Origin of the sequence: Lacimicrobium alkaliphilum, from assembly GCF_001466725.1 — a bacterium.
GTDB lineage: Bacteria > Pseudomonadota > Gammaproteobacteria > Enterobacterales > Alteromonadaceae > Lacimicrobium > Lacimicrobium alkaliphilum_B.
In genome coordinates, this window is the sequence record NZ_CP013650.1 from 537,210 (window position 1) to 555,783 (window position 18,574).

Genomic DNA, 18,574 nt, shown 5'->3' on the forward strand with positions numbered 1-18,574 from the left:
AATCCACGCTGGGGGAAAAATGGCAAAAGCAAAGTTTGAACGTACGAAGCCGCACGTAAACGTAGGTACTATCGGCCACGTTGACCACGGTAAAACGACACTGACAGCGGCAATCACGACTGTATTGGCAAAGACCTACGGTGGTAGTGCCCAGGCATTCGATCAAATCGATAACGCACCAGAAGAGAAAGCCCGTGGTATCACCATCGCGACGTCCCACGTAGAGTATGACACGCCAGCGCGTCACTACGCGCACGTAGACTGCCCGGGACACGCTGACTATGTTAAGAACATGATCACGGGTGCGGCCCAGATGGACGGCGCGATACTGGTAGTAGCGGCGACAGATGGTCCTATGCCACAGACACGTGAGCACATTCTGCTGGGTCGTCAGGTAGGCGTGCCTTACATCATCGTATTCATGAACAAATGTGACATGGTAGATGATGAAGAGCTGCTGGAACTGGTAGAAATGGAAGTGCGTGAGTTGTTGTCAGCGTATGACTTCCCGGGCGATGACCTGCCGGTAATTCAGGGCTCAGCTCTGAAGGCGCTGGAAGGCGATGCCGAGTGGGAAAAGAAAATCATCGAGCTGGGTGAAGCGCTGGATACCTATATTCCGGAGCCAGAGCGTGACATTGACAAGCCGTTCCTGCTGCCAATCGAAGACGTATTCTCCATCTCAGGTCGTGGTACGGTAGTAACAGGTCGTGTAGAGCGCGGAATTGTAAACACCGGTGACGAAGTTGAGATTGTTGGTATGAAAGATACCACCAAGACCACGGTAACGGGTGTAGAAATGTTCCGTAAGCTGCTTGACGAAGGTCGTGCGGGTGAGAACATCGGTGCCCTGCTGCGTGGTACCAAGCGTGACGACGTAGAGCGTGGTCAGGTACTGGCCAAGCCTGGTTCAATTACTCCACACACCAAGTTTGAAGCCGAAGTCTACGTCCTGAGCAAAGACGAAGGTGGCCGTCATACGCCATTCTTCAAAGGCTATCGTCCTCAGTTCTACTTCCGTACTACTGACGTTACTGGTGCGGTAGAGCTGCCAGAAGGCGTAGAGATGGTCATGCCAGGCGACAACCTGAAATTCAAGGTTGAGCTGATTGCGCCGATTGCGATGGACGAAGGCTTGCGCTTCGCCATCCGTGAAGGTGGCCGTACAGTTGGTGCTGGTGTTGTTTCCAAGATTATCGATTAATCCGGACACAAACTAACGCAAACAAAAAAGGCCGCATTAATGCGGCCTTTTTTTATGGCGCCAACAGTTCTTCCACCGAAACGGCGTTCCGTGACAAAATCGCTCCTGGCGATTTTTTATTACCTGCACCCAAAAGAAAGCGCACTTCACCACAGAGGCACGAAGGGCACAGAAGTTTAAAGCCGTCTTGTCATCTCTGTGCTCTTCGTGCCTCTGTGGTTATATTAAACCTCTCAAAGACGCTGAGCTCGCAGAGAATTGAATAGTTAAACACTTATTTTCTGTTTCACTGTGATTTGTGGCGAGGTGGCTAACTCCTCGCCCCCCAATCATCTTCATTGGTAATATAACCCTGGCCTTGTATAACCGAAATCAAAAGGTATAATACCGCACCCTTCTTATGCACGAATCCCTTTTCTAAGTTTTGAAATTGGATATGCTTGTATAAGTCGGGTAGTTAGGGGTGTAGTTCCAATTGGTAGAACAGCGGTCTCCAAAACCGACGGTTGGGGGTTCGAATCCCTCCACCCCTGCCAAAATATTTGGGCGTCTGAGTATTCAGGCGCTTTGCGTGCAGGAAGCATACAGGCAACGATATTATCAGCCTTAGGAAATTATCTAAGGTGCCACTGAGGTGGCAGGCTTTTTATCCCCAGGCAGAGGACGGCGCGGGCAAAGCCATCAGGATCACACTTGGTATTGAGTGTGGTATCAAGTCCGTAGTTATAGGTAAGTTCATGAGCGTCAATACAGAAAATACATCCAATGCAATGGATTCGGTCAAATGGGTGTTGGTTATCGGCCTTCTGGCTGCGGCCGTTGCAGGCAACTCTATTTATGAAGACCTCTCGGTACTGATACGCGCAGTATCTGTGGTGGTGTTGGTAGCCATAGCAGGCTTTATTGCAGCCACTACAGACAAGGGTTCCCGGTTCATTAATTTTGCCAAAGAATCCCGCATGGAAGTGCGCAAGGTCGTATGGCCGACCAGGCAGGAAGCGACACAGACCACTCTGATTGTTTTGGCTGCTACCGCAATAATGGCACTGTTGCTATGGGGCCTTGATGGTATTCTGGTACGTTTGGTATCACTGGTAACAGGGCTGGGAGTTTAAGATGGCTGATAAGAGATGGTACGTGGTACAGGCTTTTTCCGGTTACGAAGGAAGAGTAAAGCAATCTCTGCAGGAGCATATCAAAATCCACGGTATGGAAGACTACTTTGGCGAGATACTTGTACCCACTGAAGAAGTGGTTGAAATGCGTGCCGGTCAGAAACGTAAAAGTGAGCGTAAGTTTTTCCCTGGCTATGTGCTGGTTGAAATGGAAATGAATGAAGACTCCTGGCATTTGGTTAAAAGTGTGCCCAGAGTGCTGGGCTTTATCGGTGGCAATGCAGATCGTCCTGCCCCAATCAGCAAGCGCGAAGCCGATGCCATTCTGAATCGTCTGCAGGAGTCAGTAGATAAGCCCAAGCCAAAAACACTGTTCGAACCGGGCGAAGTGGTTCGGGTTACCGATGGTCCGTTTGCCGACTTCAATGGTGTTGTGGAAGAGGTGGATTATGAGAAGAGCCGACTGAAGGTTTCTGTGCTTATCTTTGGTCGTTCCACCCCTGTGGATCTGGATTTTGGCCAGGTAGAGAAAGGTTAAAAGCGGACTCTTTTGTGAAAATGCGCGGCTCACCTGTTGCTGTATAAGATGACAGGGGAGCCGAAATAAGCGTGAAAGTCAAATTACGGGCTTGAACACTGGTGCAGATTAAAATATAATCCGCACCCTTTTTAAACATGGGGAGCCGTTTGAGTAAGCATCCTCTAATGCTTACAAGGCGTTATACCCACATCAGAGGTTATTAAAAAGATGGCTAAAAAAGTAAAAGGCTTGATTAAGCTTCAGGTCGCTGCGGGTTCTGCCAACCCCAGTCCGCCGGTTGGTCCTGCACTGGGTCAGCATGGTGTCAATATCATGGAATTCTGTAAGGCATTTAATGCCAAGACAGAGAGTCTGGATAAAGGCGCCCCGGTACCTGTTGTCATTACCGTATACGAAGACAGATCCTTCACCTTTGAGACCAAGACACCACCGGCCTCTTATCTGCTGAAGAAAGCGGCGGGTCTGAAAAGTGGTTCTGCACGTCCCAATACTGACAAAGTGGGCAAAGTGACTCGTGCACAGTTGGAAGAAATCGCCAACATTAAAGAACCTGATCTTACAGCAGCTGATATGGATGCTGCGGTAAATACGATCGCAGGTTCTGCGCGTAGTATGGGCTTGGTAGTAGAGGACTGATAAATGGCTAAATTAACCAAACGTATGCGCGCTATCCAGGAAAAAGTGGATGCGACTAAAGAATATGAAATCAATGAAGCCGTGGCTTTGTTGAAAGAGCTTGCTACCAGCAAGTTTGTTGAGAGCTTTGATGTGGCTATCAATCTGGGTGTTGACCCCCGTAAATCTGACCAGAATGTGCGCGGTGCGACTGTACTGCCCCATGGTACTGGTAAAGATGTGCGTGTTGCGGTGTTTACTCAGGGCGCAAACGCTGATGCAGCCAAAGAAGCCGGTGCAGATATCGTCGGAATGGAAGATCTTGCAGAGCAGGTCAAGAAAGGCGAAATGCCTTTTGACGTTGTGATTGCATCTCCTGATGCTATGCGCGTTGTCGGTACTCTGGGTCAGATTCTCGGTCCCCGCGGCCTGATGCCAAACCCTAAGACTGGTACCGTAACACCTGATGTTGTCACGGCGGTTAAGAATGCCAAGGCAGGTCAGGTACGCTACCGCAACGACAAAAACGGTATCATTCATGCCAGCATTGGCAAAGTGAGCTTCGAGCCACAACAAATTAAAGAGAACCTGGAGTCGTTACTGGAAGCGCTGAGAAAGGCCAAGCCTTCAACTTCCAAAGGTTCTTATGTGAAGAAAGTCAGCCTGAGCACCACTATGGGTGCTGGTTTGGCAGTAGACCAGGCCAGTCTGGCCGGTTAATTCATCACAGGCAGCCGGAACCTGTGTTCCGGCCTCTCTTAAGAATATGGGTTGGAGCTTCATTGGGAAGCTCCCGTCCAAGACCGCAGGCGCATTCTGTGCAGATGAACTAAGAGAGCATCTGCAAAAAAACAGAATGCTTAATCTATCAGCCTGCGCAGACGGTGATCTGACTCAGACTCTCTGGGAATAGCGAACACCGTGGAGCGGTAAGGCATTGGGCCTTATCAATCTATAAACTCTGAGAAGGTAACTTCTCAGTAACTAAGAGGTGAACTCAGTGGCACTAGGTTTAGCAGCAAAAAAAGAGATCGTCGCTGAAGTCAGCGATGTAGCCTCTCGCGCTCTATCCGTCGCCGTCGCTGAATACCGCGGAATGGAAGTGGCCGATTTGACGCAACTGCGTGTCAAGGCTCGTGAGCAAGGTATTTATCTGAAGGTTATTCGGAATACCCTTGCCAAGCGTGCCCTGGCAGACAGCAAGTTTGCTGATATTGATGACGCCCTTACCGGACCTTTGATTTATGGTTTTTCTCTGGATGCACCAGGTGGTGCAGCACGTCTTTTTAAAGACTACTCCAAAGATAACAAAAAATTAAAAGTCATGGCACTTTCCATCGGTAGTGGTTTGCTGGGTCCGGAAAAACTGGATGCAGTGGCTTCTCTACCTACCCGCGACGAAGCTCTGGCAAAACTTCTTGCTACCTTCAAAGCACCGGTTGGCAAATTCGTTCAGACAATCAACGAAGTGCCTTCCAAGTTTGTGCGTGTATTGGCGGCAGTCAAAGACACCAAGTAATTTGGTGTGTTTGGTTATTTGAATTTTTAACATTAAACCCAGGAGTTTAGAGAAATGGCTCTAACTAAAGACGATATTTTGAATGCAATCGCTGAAATGCCAGTGATGGAATTGGTTGAACTGATCGAAGCCGCTGAAGAAAAATTCGGTGTTTCTGCTCAGGCTGCTGTTGCTGTTGCCGCTGGCCCAGCTGCAGGTGGCGAAGCTGCTGCAGAAGAGAAAACTGAATTTGACGTAGTACTGACTGAAGTTGGCGGAAACAAGGTTTCTGTTATCAAAGCAGTACGTGCTGCTACAGGTCTTGGCCTGAAAGAAGCGAAGGACGCTGTTGAAGCTGCTCCTAAAGCGATCAAAGAAGGCGTAAGCAAAGACGACGCTGAAGCACTGAAGAAAGAGCTTGAAGAAGCTGGTGCTAAAGTTGAGATCAAATAATCTGTCTTTTGACAGATTATTTGCCTGATATCAGGCAAAGGCTGGTGATCATTTGATCACCAGCCTTTTTGCGCTGTAGGATAGTGTACTTACACCGTTTGTTACCTATCCATAAAAAGGCGCACAGGAAACCTCTATTTCAAGATAACTTAGTCGTCAGTAATCGGGGCTGACTAAGGCGAAAGATAGAAAGCTCCTTAAAAACGGTGCTGGAAGTTTGTCTATTGCTCATCATGGTATGAGTGCAGTAAAGGCAAGTTGGGTCAAAAATCAGCAGGCTGAGGAACCCATGGTTTACTCTTATAGCGAAAAGAAACGTATTCGTAAGAATTTTGGCAAACGCCCACAGGTATTGGAAATACCGTATCTTCTTTCAATCCAGCTAGACTCTTTTAAGAAATTTATCGAAATTGATGCCGCAGGCCAGTACGGTCTTGAAGCCGCGTTCAGTTCGGTATTTCCGATTAAGAGCTATTCAGGTAACTCTGAATTACAGTATGTGAGCTATCGACTCGGTGAGCCGGTGTTTGACGTCAAGGAATGTCAGATCCGCGGCGTCACTTACTCGGCTCCACTGCGGGTGAAGTTGCGTCTGGTGCTGTTTGATAAAGAAGCTGCGCCGGGCACAGTGAAAGATATTAAAGAGCAGGAAGTGTACATGGGCGAGATTCCGCTCATGACAGAGAATGGTACTTTTGTTATCAATGGTACCGAGCGAGTTATCGTTTCTCAGTTGCATCGCTCTCCAGGCGTGTTTTTTGACCACGACAAAGGCAAAACCCACTCTTCCGGTAAAGTATTGTATAACGCCAGGGTAATTCCTTACCGTGGCTCCTGGCTGGATTTCGAATTCGATCCTAAGGACAACCTGTTTGTCCGTATCGATCGTCGTCGTAAACTTCCTGCTTCCATTATTTTGCGGGCTCTGGAAATGAGCACCGAAGAAATACTGGATCTGTTTTTCGAGAAGAACCAGGTACGCATTACCGATGAGAAGGTAATGATGGATATCGTACCTGATCGTCTGCGTGGTGAAACGGCGCAATTCGATATTCTGGATAAAGAAGGCAATGTGCTGGTTGAAGCCGGCCGTCGTATTTCTGCTCGTCACACCCGTCAGTTGGAAAAGGCTGATATCAAAGAGCTGGAAGTTCCCGCAGAATATCTGGTCGGTAAAGTTGTTGCCCGCACTTATGTTGATGAGTCAACGGGTGAAGTGGTTGCTAACGCCAATGATGAGTTCACTCTTGATACGTTGCTGGCTCTGAAAAAAGCCGGTTACACCAGTTTCGAGACGTTGTACATCAATGAGCTGGATCACGGTGCCTATATGTCTGAGACATTGCGTATCGACTCCACCACAAACAAGCTGGAAGCATTGGTAGAAATTTACCGGATGATGCGTCCCGGCGAGCCGCCCACAAAAGATGCGGCTGAAACCCTGTTTGAGAATTTGTTCTTCTCTGACGACAGGTATGATCTGTCCTCCGTCGGACGGATGAAGTTCAACCGCCGATTGGGCCGTGATGAACTGACAGGCGAAGGCACATTGTCAAAAGAAGATATCGTGGCGGTAATGAAGCAATTGATTGCTATCCGTGACGGTAAAGATGATGTGGATGATATCGATCATCTGGGTAACCGCCGTATCCGCTCTGTGGGTGAGATGGCTGAAAACCAGTTCCGTGTTGGCCTGGTGCGTGTAGAGCGCGCTGTTAAGGAGCGCCTGAGTCTTGGCGACCTGGACAATGTGATGCCACAGGATCTGATCAACGCCAAGCCTATCTCGGCAGCGGTGAAAGAGTTCTTCGGTTCCAGTCAGTTGTCCCAGTTTATGGATCAGAACAATCCACTGTCGGAAGTGACGCACAAGCGTCGCATCTCTGCTCTGGGTCCGGGTGGTTTGACCCGTGAACGGGCAGGCTTTGAGGTACGTGACGTACACGTTACTCACTACGGCCGTGTTTGTCCTATCGAGACACCTGAAGGACCCAATATCGGTCTGATCAACTCGCTGGCAACCTATGCCAGAACCAATGACTTTGGCTTCCTGGAAACGCCTTATCGTCGTATCGTCGATGGTATCGTGACCGAGGAAATTGACTATCTGTCGGCCATCGAAGAAGGACAGTACGCCATCGCTCAGGCGAATGCGGTACTGGATGACGAAGGGCATCTGGCTGATGATCTGGTTTCCTGCCGTCACCGCGGTGAGTTTACTCTCAAGCCAAAAGAAGAAGTCGAGTATATGGATGTTTCGCCGCAGCAGATCGTATCTGTTGCTGCCAGCATCATTCCGTTCCTGGAGCACGATGATGCTAACCGGGCCCTGATGGGCTCGAACATGCAACGTCAGGCTGTACCGACTCTGCGCGCTGAGAAGCCGCTGGTGGGAACCGGCATGGAAAAAACCATTGCTGTCGACTCAGGGGTTACCGTTGTCGCTAAGCGCGGCGGTGTTGTCGATTATGTGGATGCCAGCCGTATTGTTATTAAGGTCAATGAAGAAGAGACCTTTGCCGGTGAAGCCGGTATCGATATCTACAATCTGACTAAATACACCCGCTCTAACCAGAATACCTGTATCAATCAGAAGCCAAACTGTAACGTGGGTGAGCCGATTGTTGCCGGTGATGTGCTGGCTGATGGTCCGTCTACTGATATGGGTGAACTGGCATTGGGTCAGAATATGCGTGTCGCATTTATGCCCTGGAATGGATTCAACTTCGAGGATTCCATCCTGATTTCCGAGCGCGTAGCGGAAGAGGACAGGTTGACCACCATACATATTCAGGAACTGAATTGTATTGCTCGTGATACTAAGCTGGGGCCAGAAGAAATTACCTGCGATATTCCCAATGTCGGTGAATCTGCGCTGGGTAAGCTGGACGAATCCGGGGTGGTTTACATTGGCGCCGAAGTCAAAGGTGGCGATATTCTGGTCGGTAAAGTGACACCTAAGGGTGAAACTCAGTTAACTCCGGAAGAAAAACTGCTGCGTGCCATTTTCGGTGAGAAGGCCTCTGACGTTAAAGACACCTCTCTGCGCGTACCTAACTCGGTGCATGGAACGGTCATTGACGTTCAGGTGTTTACCCGTGACGGTGTTGAAAAAGACAAACGTGCACTGGAAATCGAAGATATGCAGTTGCGCCAGGTGAAAAAGGACTTGTCAGATGAGTTCAATATCCTGGCCGATGGTATTTTCTCCCGTGCCCGCAATCTGTTGCTGAACAACGGCATCAAAGAAGAGAAACTGGATAGCCTGCCACGTGAAAAATGGTTTGATATCAGTCTCAAAGATGAAGACGCCCAGAACGATCTGGAGCAGATCGCCGAGCAGCATGGTGAAATCAAAGAAGACTTTGACAAGAAGTTTGAAATGAAGCGCCGTAAGATCACTCAGGGCGATGATTTGGCTCCGGGTGTGCTTAAGATTGTTAAAGTTTATCTGGCCGTAAAACGTCATATTCAGCCTGGTGACAAGATGGCCGGTCGCCATGGTAACAAAGGTGTTATTTCCACCATTGTGCCTGTGGAAGATATGCCGTATGACGAACATGGTCAGCCTGTTGATATCGTACTTAACCCTCTGGGTGTTCCCTCGCGGATGAATATCGGTCAGGTACTGGAAATGCATCTTGGTATGGCTGCACATGGTATCGGTGCGAAAATTGACCGTATGCTTAAAGAGCAGCAGGACAAAGCCAAGCTGCGGGGCTTTATCAAAGAGGTTTATGACCTTGGCGAAGCTCACCACAAAGCCGACATCGACAGTTTCACCGATGACGAAGTGGAGCGTCTGGCTGGTAATCTGCGCAAGGGCTTGCCGATTGCGACGCCGGTATTTGACGGTGCCACTGAAGCTGAAATCAAACAGATGCTGAAGCTGGCTGATATTCCTGAAGATGGACAGATCGTATTGCATGATGGCCGTACCGGCCGCCCATTTGAGCGTAAAGTGACAGTGGGTTACATGTACATGCTGAAACTGAACCATTTGGTCGATGACAAGATGCATGCCCGTTCCACCGGCTCTTACAGCCTGGTAACGCAGCAACCATTGGGTGGTAAAGCTCAATTTGGTGGCCAGCGCTTCGGTGAGATGGAAGTGTGGGCACTGGAGGCATACGGTGCCGCCTATACCTTGCAGGAAATGCTGACAGTCAAGTCGGACGATGTGAATGGTCGTACCAAAATGTATAAGAACATTGTGGATGGCGACTATCGTATGGAACCTGGCATGCCGGAATCTTTCAACGTATTGCTGAAAGAAATCCGCTCGTTGGGTATCAACATCGAACTGGAAGAAAACTAGGCCACTGACGATTCTCAGGGCATGTTGGGAGCCTGCGGGCTCCCATAGGTTAATGACTCCGCAGGGAGAAAATCGTGAAAGACTTATTAAAGTTTTTGAAGCAGCAAAATAAGACCGAAGAATTCGATAATATTCGTATCGGTCTGGCTTCACCGGATATGATCCGATCGTGGTCTTATGGTGAGGTTAAAAAACCCGAAACCATTAACTACCGCACCTTTAAACCAGAGCGTGAAGGCCTGTTTTGTGCGCGTATTTTTGGTCCGGTAAAAGATTATGAGTGTTTGTGCGGCAAGTACAAACGCCTTAAGCATCGTGGCGTGATCTGTGAGAAGTGTGGTGTTGAAGTCACACTGACCAAGGTACGTCGGGAGCGTATGGGCCATATTGAACTGGCCAGTCCGGTAGCCCATATCTGGTTCCTGAAATCACTACCGTCCCGCATCGGTCTGATGCTGGATATGACATTACGTGATATCGAGCGGGTACTGTATTTCGAATCTTATGTGGTGACAGAGCCCGGCATGACTACGCTGGAACGTTCACAGTTGCTGACAGAAGAAGAATACCTGGATGCGCTGGAAGAACATGGTGACGAATTCGAAGCCAAGATGGGCGCCGAAGCGGTATTCGATCTGCTTAAAGTGCTGGATGTGGACGCCGATGTGGTGGCCATGCGCGAAGAGCTGCCTTCGATCAATTCCGAGACCAAGCGTAAAAAGATCTCCAAGCGCCTCAAGCTGCTAGAGTCTTTCCAGCAATCAGGTAACCGCCCTGAGTGGATGATCCTGACCGTATTGCCGGTATTGCCACCGGACTTGCGTCCGCTGGTACCGCTGGATGGCGGGCGTTTTGCCACATCCGATCTGAACGATTTGTATCGTCGTGTGATCAACCGTAACAACCGTCTCAAGCGCCTGCTTGATCTGGCTGCGCCAGATATCATCGTGCGTAACGAGAAGCGTATGTTGCAGGAAGCCGTCGACGCGTTGCTGGACAACGGTCGTCGTGGCCGTGCTATCACAGGTTCTAATAAGCGCCCGCTGAAATCATTGGCAGATATGATCAAGGGTAAGCAGGGTCGCTTCCGTCAGAACCTTTTGGGTAAACGTGTCGACTACTCAGGTCGTTCCGTTATCACAGTGGGTCCTACTCTTCGCCTGCACCAATGCGGCCTGCCGAAGAAAATGGCCCTTGAGCTGTTCAAACCCTTTATCTATGGCAAGCTGGAAGGTCGCGGTCTGGCGACAACCATTAAAGCAGCCAAGAAGATGGTGGAGCGTGAAGCGCCGGAAGTCTGGGATGTACTGGACGAAGTTATCCGCGAACACCCGGTTCTGCTTAACCGCGCACCAACCTTGCACAGGCTGGGAATCCAAGCCTTTGAACCTGTACTGATCGAAGGTAAAGCAATACAACTGCACCCGCTTGTGTGTGCGGCCTATAACGCCGACTTCGATGGTGACCAGATGGCAGTGCATTTGCCACTGACACTGGAAGCACAGCTTGAATCCCGTGCGCTGATGATGTCGACTAATAACATCCTGTCGCCGGCTAACGGTGAGCCCATTATCGTTCCTTCTCAGGACGTGGTGCTGGGTCTTTACTATATGACCCGGGACCGGGTGAATGGCAAAGGCGAAGGCATGGTGTTTAAAAACCCCCATGAAGCCGAAAAAGCCTATCGCACGGATATCGCAGAACTGCATGCCCGTGTCAAAGTGCGTATCCGCGAAGTGGAAGTGGATGAGCAGGGTAATAAGACTGAAAAGTATTCGCTGATCGACACCACGGTGGGCCGTGCTATTTTGTCACTGGTATTACCGGAAGGTCTGCCCTTTGAGCTGATTAACCAGCCTATGGGTAAGAAACAGATCTCAAGGTTGCTGAACGTTTGTTACCGTACTCTGGGTCTGAAAGACACCGTTATTGCCGGTGACCAGATCATGTACACGGGCTTTCATTATGCAATGATTGCCGGTGTGTCAATCTGCCTCAACGACATGGTGATCCCTGATGAGAAGGTTGAAATCATCGGTGAAGCCAGTGCTGAAGTGGCAGAAATCCAGGAGCAGTTCCAGTCTGGTCTGGTAACAGCCGGTGAGCGCTATAACAAGGTTATTGATATCTGGTCTGCGGCTAACGAGCGTGTTGCCAAAGCCATGATGAGCAACCTGTCGAAGGAAGAAGTGGTTAACCGTGATGGTGAAACCGAAGAGCAGAATTCTTTCAACTCCGTATACATGATGGCCGACTCCGGCGCCCGGGGTAGCCCGGCGCAGATTCGTCAGCTGGCCGGTATGCGTGGTCTGATGGCTAAGCCCGATGGCTCCATCATCGAGACGCCCATCACCGCCAACTTCCGTGAAGGTCTGAACGTACTACAGTACTTTATCTCGACTCACGGTGCCCGTAAGGGTCTGGCAGATACCGCTCTGAAGACAGCAAACTCAGGTTATCTGACTCGTCGTCTGGTCGACGTGGCGCAGGATCTGGTTATCACCAATGACGATTGCGGCACTTTCGAAGGTGTGAAAATGACACCACTGATCGAAGGTGGTGATGTGGTTGAACCCTTGCGTGAGCGGGTGTTGGGCCGCACGGTCGCTGAAGATGTGTATACACCGGGTACTGACGAAGTGCTGGTAGAGCGTAATGTGATCCTGGACGAAGCTCTGGTGGACTTGCTGGAGGCTCACTCTATCGATCAGGTGATGGTACGCTCGGTAATTACCTGTGAAAACGACTTCGGTGTATGTGCCAAGTGTTACGGACGTGACCTGGCCCGTGGTCATCAGGTTGGTATCGGTGAATCTGTAGGTGTTATCGCCGCACAGTCAATCGGTGAACCTGGTACCCAGCTGACCATGCGTACCTTCCACATTGGTGGTGCAGCATCCCGAGCTTCAGCTGAAAACAGTGTGCAGGTGAAAACCGATGGTCGCCTGAAACTGCATAACGCCAAATTTGTACGTAATACCGAAGACAAAGTGGTGATCACTTCACGTTCAACTGAAATCACAATTATTGATGACCAGGGTCGTGAGAAAGAGCGTTACAAGGTTCCTTATGGTGCCACCCTTGCTGTGGATGACAGTGCTAAGGTTAACGCCGGTGATGTGGTAGCGAACTGGGATCCCCATTCGCACCCTATCATTGTTGAGCGTGACGCCAAGATCAGCTTTGCCGATATTGACGACAGCAACACTGAAATGCAGCAGGATGAGCTGACCGGTCTGACCCGTATCGTGGTCAAAGATCTGACCAAGGCCAACGCCAAAGAGCCTAAGCTGATTCTGGAATCAGAAGAGCATGGGCTGCAGGAAATTCGTCTGCCGAGCTTCACGACTATTGAAGCGGCCGATGGAAAAGTGGCCAAAACCGGTGACGTGCTGGCGCGTATTCCGCAGGAAAGCTCCAAGACCCGGGATATTACCGGTGGTCTGCCGCGGGTTGCGGATCTGTTCGAAGCCCGTAAGCCCAAAGAGCCGGCTATATTGGCCGAAGTGTCAGGTACCATCAGCTTTGGTAAGGAAACTAAAGGTAAGCGCCGTCTGGTGATAGCCCCTGAACAGGGTGAAGCCTATGAGGAAATGATTCCGAAATGGCGTCAGCTGAATGTATTTGAAGGTGAAAAGGTCGAGAAAGGGGAAGTGATCTCCGATGGTCCTGAGTCACCCCATGACATTCTGCGACTGCGTGGTATCAGTGCGGTGTCCAACTATATCGTCAATGAAGTTCAGGATGTCTATCGCCTGCAGGGTGTAAAGATTAACGATAAGCATATCGAGGTGGTGATCCGCCAGATGCTGCGTAAGTGCCTGATCACTCATCCGGGTGACAGTCAGTTCCTCGAAGGCGAACAGATTGAGTTGGCAGCGGTTAAGATTGAAAACCGCAGACTGGAAAAACAAGGCAAGATCCCGGCACAGTACGAGATACAGTTACTGGGTATTACCAAAGCCTCGTTGTCTACCGAGTCGTTCATCTCTGCGGCGTCCTTCCAGGAAACCACCAGAGTATTGACCGAAGCGGCAGTGCAGGGCAAAGAAGACGATCTTCGCGGTCTCAAAGAGAACGTTATCGTGGGTCGCCTGATTCCTGCCGGTACAGGTTTTGCGTATCATCAGCAGCGCCAGCGCAGAAAGATGGCGGCTGCGGAAGTGATGGAAGATCCATCGGTTTCCGCCGCAGAAGCAGAGCAGGCATTGTCTGATGCTCTGAATGCCGAAACCGGCAGTTCTGATGACGCCGAAAGTTAATAAAGCAAATTTGCCGGACTTCTGGTCCGGCGTCAGACTGTAAAGCCTTCTGCGGGCCTTCAAACCGGCCTTTGGCTTGACAGCTCAATCTTTGCTCTATAGAATTCCGCGACCCTGTTTCAGGGTTGCGGTTTTTATCATTTTTTTGCCGTCGGAAAATGCGTTGTAAAGGCGCCGTCCGGGTTAAAAAATGAGTGTTATACGATTAAATCAGTAGTTATTTTTATCAGGAGCTAGTTAATGGCAACAGTTAACCAGTTAGTGCGCAAGCCACGCCAGAAGGTCGTTGAAAAAAGCAACGTCCCTGCGCTTCAGGCTTGTCCACAACGACGTGGTGTATGTACCCGTGTATATACCACCACACCAAAGAAGCCGAACTCCGCACTGCGTAAAGTGTGTCGTGTTCGCCTGACCAACGGTTTCGAGGTCAGCTCATACATCGGTGGTGAAGGCCACAACCTGCAAGAGCACAGTGTTGTGCTGATTCGCGGTGGTCGTGTTAAAGACCTGCCCGGTGTTCGTTATCATACCGTTCGCGGAACACTTGACTGTGCTGGCGTAAGCGCCCGTAAACAGGGTCGTTCCAAATACGGCGCGAAAAGGCCCAAGTCTTAACGGTTCTCCGTTTAGTAAGGCCAAACTGACATAAATACAGAGTTTTGGGTTACCCCTGAATTCAACGGAGAATAGAAGATGCCTAGAAGAAGAGTCGTAGGTCAGAGAAAGATCCTACCCGATCCTAAGTTCGGATCACTATTACTAGCCAAGTTCATGAATGTCGTCATGCTGGACGGCAAAAAATCAACTGCTGAAAAAATCGTATACGGCGCGCTGGATATCGTTGCTGGGAAAACCAGCAAAGATCATCTGGACGTGTTCGAAGACGCACTGGATAACATCCGTCCGTCTGTGGAAGTAAAGTCCCGCCGTGTTGGTGGTTCAACCTATCAGGTGCCTGTAGAGGTTCGTCCTGTTCGTCGTAATGCCCTTGGCATGCGTTGGTTGGTTGAAGCTGCCCGTAAGCGCGGCGAAAAATCAATGGCTCAGCGCCTGGCTGCCGAGATGCTTGATGCATCAGAGAACAAAGGTTCTGCGGTCAAGAAACGTGAAGACGTGCACCGCATGGCAGAAGCGAACAAAGCATTCGCTCACTACCGCTGGTAAACTGGATCTAAGAGGCAATTATGGCTCGTAAAACCCCTATTGAGCGCTATCGCAATATCGGTATCTGTGCTCACGTGGACGCGGGTAAAACCACGACCACTGAGAGGGTGCTGTTCTATACGGGTTTGTCACATAAAATCGGTGAGGTTCATGATGGCGCAGCCACCATGGACTGGATGGAACAGGAGCAGGAGCGGGGGATTACTATTACCTCTGCTGCGACTACCTGTTTCTGGGCCGGCATGACGCAACAGTTTGAGCAACACCGTATCAACATCATTGATACCCCGGGACACGTAGACTTCACTATCGAAGTTGAGCGTTCTTTGCGGGTGCTGGATGGTGCGGTTGTGGTGTTCTGTGGTTCATCCGGCGTGGAGCCCCAATCTGAGACTGTATGGAGACAGGCCGATAAATATCACGTTCCGCGTATGGTATTTGTCAACAAGATGGACAGAGCCGGTGCCGATTTCGAACGGGTTGTTAAACAGATCCGTACCCGACTCGGTGCTACTTGCATTCCGATCCAACTTAACATCGGTGCCGAAGAACACTTCAAAGGTGTCATTGACCTGCTCAAGATGAAAGCCATTAACTGGAACGAAGCTGATCAGGGTATGACCTTTACCTATGAAGAGATCCCGGCTGAGCTTCTGGACAAAGCCGCACAATACCGCAGCGAGATGATCGAAGCGGCAGCGGAAGGCTCTGAAGAGCTGATGGAAAAGTATCTTGAAGGCGGCGAGCTGACTGAAGACGAAATCAAACAGGGTTTGCGTATTCGTACCCTGAAAAATGAGATCGTTCTGGCAACCTGTGGTTCAGCCTTTAAGAACAAAGGGGTTCAGGCCGTTCTGGATGCAGTGGTAGAGTATCTGCCTGCTCCGTGTGATGTACCAGCCATTAAGGGGCATCTTGATGATGCTGCTGAAACGCTGGATGAGCGCCATGCTGATGACAGCGAACCCTTTTCTGCGCTGGCATTCAAGATCGCAACGGATCCTTTTGTCGGAACCCTGACCTTTTTCCGCTGTTATTCCGGTGTCGTTCAGACCGGTGATACGGTATATAACTCGGTGAAGTCAAAACGAGAGCGCTTCGGACGTATCGTGCAGATGCACGCCAACAGCCGGGAAGAACTCAAATCTGTGTGTGCCGGTGACATTGCTGCAGCCGTAGGGCTAAAGGATGTCACTACCGGGGATACCCTGTGTGATCCTAATCACGTTATTATCCTTGAACGCATGGAGTTTCCCGATCCGGTTATCTCTGTCGCAGTAGAACCAAGATCCAAAGCTGACCAGGAAAAAATGGGTATAGCTCTGGGTAAACTGGCTGCTGAAGATCCTTCTTTCAGGGTCAAGACAGATGAAGAGTCCGGGCAAACGATTATCTCAGGTATGGGTGAACTGCACCTGGATATCATCGTTGACCGGATGCGACGGGAATTTAAAGTGGAATGTAATGTGGGTAAACCTCAGGTTGCATACCGCGAAACTATTCGCAAAACCGTTGAAGTGGAAGGTAAGTTCGTACGCCAGTCTGGTGGCCGTGGTCAATACGGTCATGTGTGGCTGAAAATAGAGCCGCAGGAAGAAAGCGCTGGTTACGAGTTTGTCAACAATATCGTCGGTGGAACGATTCCCAGAGAATTTATCCCTGCCGTCGATAAAGGGATCCAGGAACAGATGCAAAACGGTGTTATCGCTGGTTACCCTGTTCTTGATGTGAAAGTGACGTTATTTGACGGATCTTTTCACGATGTTGACTCTTCTGAAATGGCGTTTAAGATCGCAGGTTCGATGGGTTTCAAGAAAGGGGCCGCAGAAGCGAAACCTGTGTTACTTGAACCGACCATGAAAGTAGAAGTCACCACTCCCGAGGAGTGGATGGGTGATGTTGTGGGTGACCTCAATCGTCGCCGGGGTATCATCGAAGGTATGGAAGACGGCGTTGCCGGTATCAAGATAGTGCGTGCTAAGGTACCATTATCAGAGATGTTTGGTTATGCCACCGACCTGCGTAGCGCTACCCAGGGGCGAGCATCATACTCAATGGAATTCTTTAATTACGCGGAAGCACCAAGTAGTGTTGCTAACGCGATTATTGAAGCTAGAAAATCTTAATGAAGGTCTGGTCCGGTAATCTGCCTGTGGCAGGGGGCCGGACTTTTAACTTAGGAACTTAGTAAAATGGCAAAAGCAAAGTTTGAACGTACGAAGCCGCACGTAAACGTAGGTACTATCGGCCACGTTGACCACGGTAAAACGACACTGACAGCGGCAATCACGACTGTATTGGCAAAGACCTACGGTGGTAGTGCCCAGGCATTCGATCAAATCGATAACGCACCAGAAGAGAAAGCCCGTGGTATCACCATCGCGACGTCCCACGTAGAGTATGACACGCCAGCGCGTCACTACGCGCACGTAGACTGCCCGGGACACGCTGACTATGTTAAGAACATGATCACGGGTGCGGCCCAGATGGACGGCGCGATACTGGTAGTAGCGGCGACAGATGGTCCTATGCCACAGACACGTGAGCACATTCTGCTGGGTCGTCAGGTAGGCGTGCCTTACATCATCGTATTCATGAACAAATGTGACATGGTAGATGATGAAGAGCTGCTGGAACTGGTAGAAATGGAAGTGCGTGAGTTGTTGTCAGCGTATGACTTCCCGGGCGATGACCTGCCGGTAATTCAGGGCTCAGCTCTGAAGGCGCTGGAAGGCGATGCCGAGTGGGAAAAGAAAATCATCGAGCTGGGTGAAGCGCTGGATACCTATATTCCGGAGCCAGAGCGTGACATTGACAAGCCGTTCCTGCTGCCAATCGAAGACGTATTCTCCATCTCAGGTCGTGGTACGGTAGTAACAGGTCGTGTAGAGCGCGGAATTGTAAACACCGGTGACGAAGTTGAGATTGTTGGTATGAAAGATACCACCAAGACCACGGTAACGGGTGTAGAAATGTTCCGTAAGCTGCTTGACGAAGGTCGTGCGGGTGAGAACATCGGTGCCCTGCTGCGTGGTACCAAGCGTGACGACGTAGAGCGTGGTCAGGTACTGGCCAAGCCTGGTTCAATTACTCCACACACCAAGTTTGAAGCCGAAGTCTACGTCCTGAGCAAAGACGAAGGTGGCCGTCATACGCCATTCTTCAAAGGCTATCGTCCTCAGTTCTACTTCCGTACTACTGACGTTACTGGTGCGGTAGAGCTGCCAGAAGGCGTAGAGATGGTCATGCCAGGCGACAACCTGAAATTCAAGGTTGAGCTGATTGCGCCGATTGCGATGGACGAAGGCTTGCGCTTCGCCATCCGTGAAGGTGGCCGTACAGTTGGTGCTGGTGTTGTTTCCAAGATTATCGATTAATCCGGACACAAACTAACGCAAACAAAA

General features: G+C 50.1%; 13 protein-coding genes and 1 tRNA gene. All 14 read left to right on the plus strand.

The window, feature by feature from the left end:
* Nucleotides 1–19 precede the first annotated feature (19 nt).
* The 14 genes from tuf (AT746_RS02605) to tuf (AT746_RS02670) all read left to right on the plus strand — a co-directional run bounded on the left by tuf (AT746_RS02605) (nt 20) and on the right by tuf (AT746_RS02670) (nt 18,547).
* Complete coding sequence (gene tuf / locus AT746_RS02605) at nt 20–1,204, plus strand: elongation factor Tu (protein WP_062476022.1); 1,185 nt, start codon at nt 20–22, stop codon at nt 1,202–1,204.
* A gap of 459 nt (nt 1,205–1,663) precedes the next feature.
* Nucleotides 1,664–1,740 (plus strand) — tRNA-Trp (locus AT746_RS02610).
* 201 nt (nt 1,741–1,941) lie between these two features.
* The gene (gene secE, locus AT746_RS02615; RefSeq protein ID WP_062483891.1) at nt 1,942–2,319 is read left to right on the plus strand and encodes a preprotein translocase subunit SecE; all 378 of its coding nucleotides are present in this window, start codon (nt 1,942–1,944) and stop codon (nt 2,317–2,319) included.
* Nucleotide 2,320: 1 nt separating this feature from the next.
* The gene (gene nusG, locus AT746_RS02620) at nt 2,321–2,857 is read left to right on the plus strand and encodes a transcription termination/antitermination protein NusG (RefSeq protein ID WP_062476025.1); all 537 of its coding nucleotides are present in this window, start codon (nt 2,321–2,323) and stop codon (nt 2,855–2,857) included.
* A 210-nt stretch (nt 2,858–3,067) separates the two neighbouring features.
* Complete coding sequence (gene rplK / locus AT746_RS02625; protein WP_062476028.1) at nt 3,068–3,496, plus strand: 50S ribosomal protein L11; 429 nt, start codon at nt 3,068–3,070, stop codon at nt 3,494–3,496.
* Between the two features lie 3 nt (nt 3,497–3,499).
* Nucleotides 3,500–4,195: a 50S ribosomal protein L1 gene (gene rplA / locus AT746_RS02630; protein WP_062476032.1), complete on the plus strand. Its 696-nt coding sequence runs from the start codon at nt 3,500–3,502 to the stop codon at nt 4,193–4,195.
* Nucleotides 4,196–4,475: 280 nt separating this feature from the next.
* Nucleotides 4,476–4,994 carry a 50S ribosomal protein L10 gene (rplJ, locus tag AT746_RS02635; RefSeq protein WP_062476035.1) on the plus strand — a complete coding sequence of 173 codons (519 nt, stop codon included), beginning with the start codon at nt 4,476–4,478 and terminating at the stop codon, nt 4,992–4,994.
* Between the two features lie 54 nt (nt 4,995–5,048).
* A complete protein-coding gene (gene rplL, locus AT746_RS02640; RefSeq protein ID WP_062476039.1) occupies nt 5,049–5,426 on the plus strand; it encodes a 50S ribosomal protein L7/L12 in 378 nt (125 codons plus the stop codon).
* Nucleotides 5,427–5,715: 289 nt separating this feature from the next.
* Nucleotides 5,716–9,744, plus strand: a complete 4,029-nt coding sequence (rpoB, locus tag AT746_RS02645) for a DNA-directed RNA polymerase subunit beta (protein ID WP_062483892.1) — start codon at nt 5,716–5,718, stop codon at nt 9,742–9,744.
* A gap of 74 nt (nt 9,745–9,818) precedes the next feature.
* On the plus strand, nt 9,819–14,006 hold the full coding sequence (gene rpoC, locus AT746_RS02650) for a DNA-directed RNA polymerase subunit beta' (RefSeq protein WP_062476042.1): 4,188 nt from the start codon (nt 9,819–9,821) through the stop codon (nt 14,004–14,006).
* 240 nt (nt 14,007–14,246) lie between these two features.
* A complete protein-coding gene (gene rpsL / locus AT746_RS02655) occupies nt 14,247–14,621 on the plus strand; it encodes a 30S ribosomal protein S12 (protein ID WP_062476045.1) in 375 nt (124 codons plus the stop codon).
* A 78-nt stretch (nt 14,622–14,699) separates the two neighbouring features.
* Nucleotides 14,700–15,170 (plus strand): 30S ribosomal protein S7, encoded by a 471-nt coding sequence (gene rpsG, locus AT746_RS02660; protein ID WP_062476049.1) that lies wholly within the window; start codon nt 14,700–14,702, stop codon nt 15,168–15,170.
* Between the two features lie 20 nt (nt 15,171–15,190).
* A complete protein-coding gene (gene fusA, locus AT746_RS02665) occupies nt 15,191–17,296 on the plus strand; it encodes an elongation factor G (protein ID WP_062476053.1) in 2,106 nt (701 codons plus the stop codon).
* Between the two features lie 66 nt (nt 17,297–17,362).
* The gene (gene tuf / locus AT746_RS02670) at nt 17,363–18,547 is read left to right on the plus strand and encodes an elongation factor Tu (protein WP_062476022.1); all 1,185 of its coding nucleotides are present in this window, start codon (nt 17,363–17,365) and stop codon (nt 18,545–18,547) included.
* Nucleotides 18,548–18,574 lie beyond the last annotated feature (27 nt).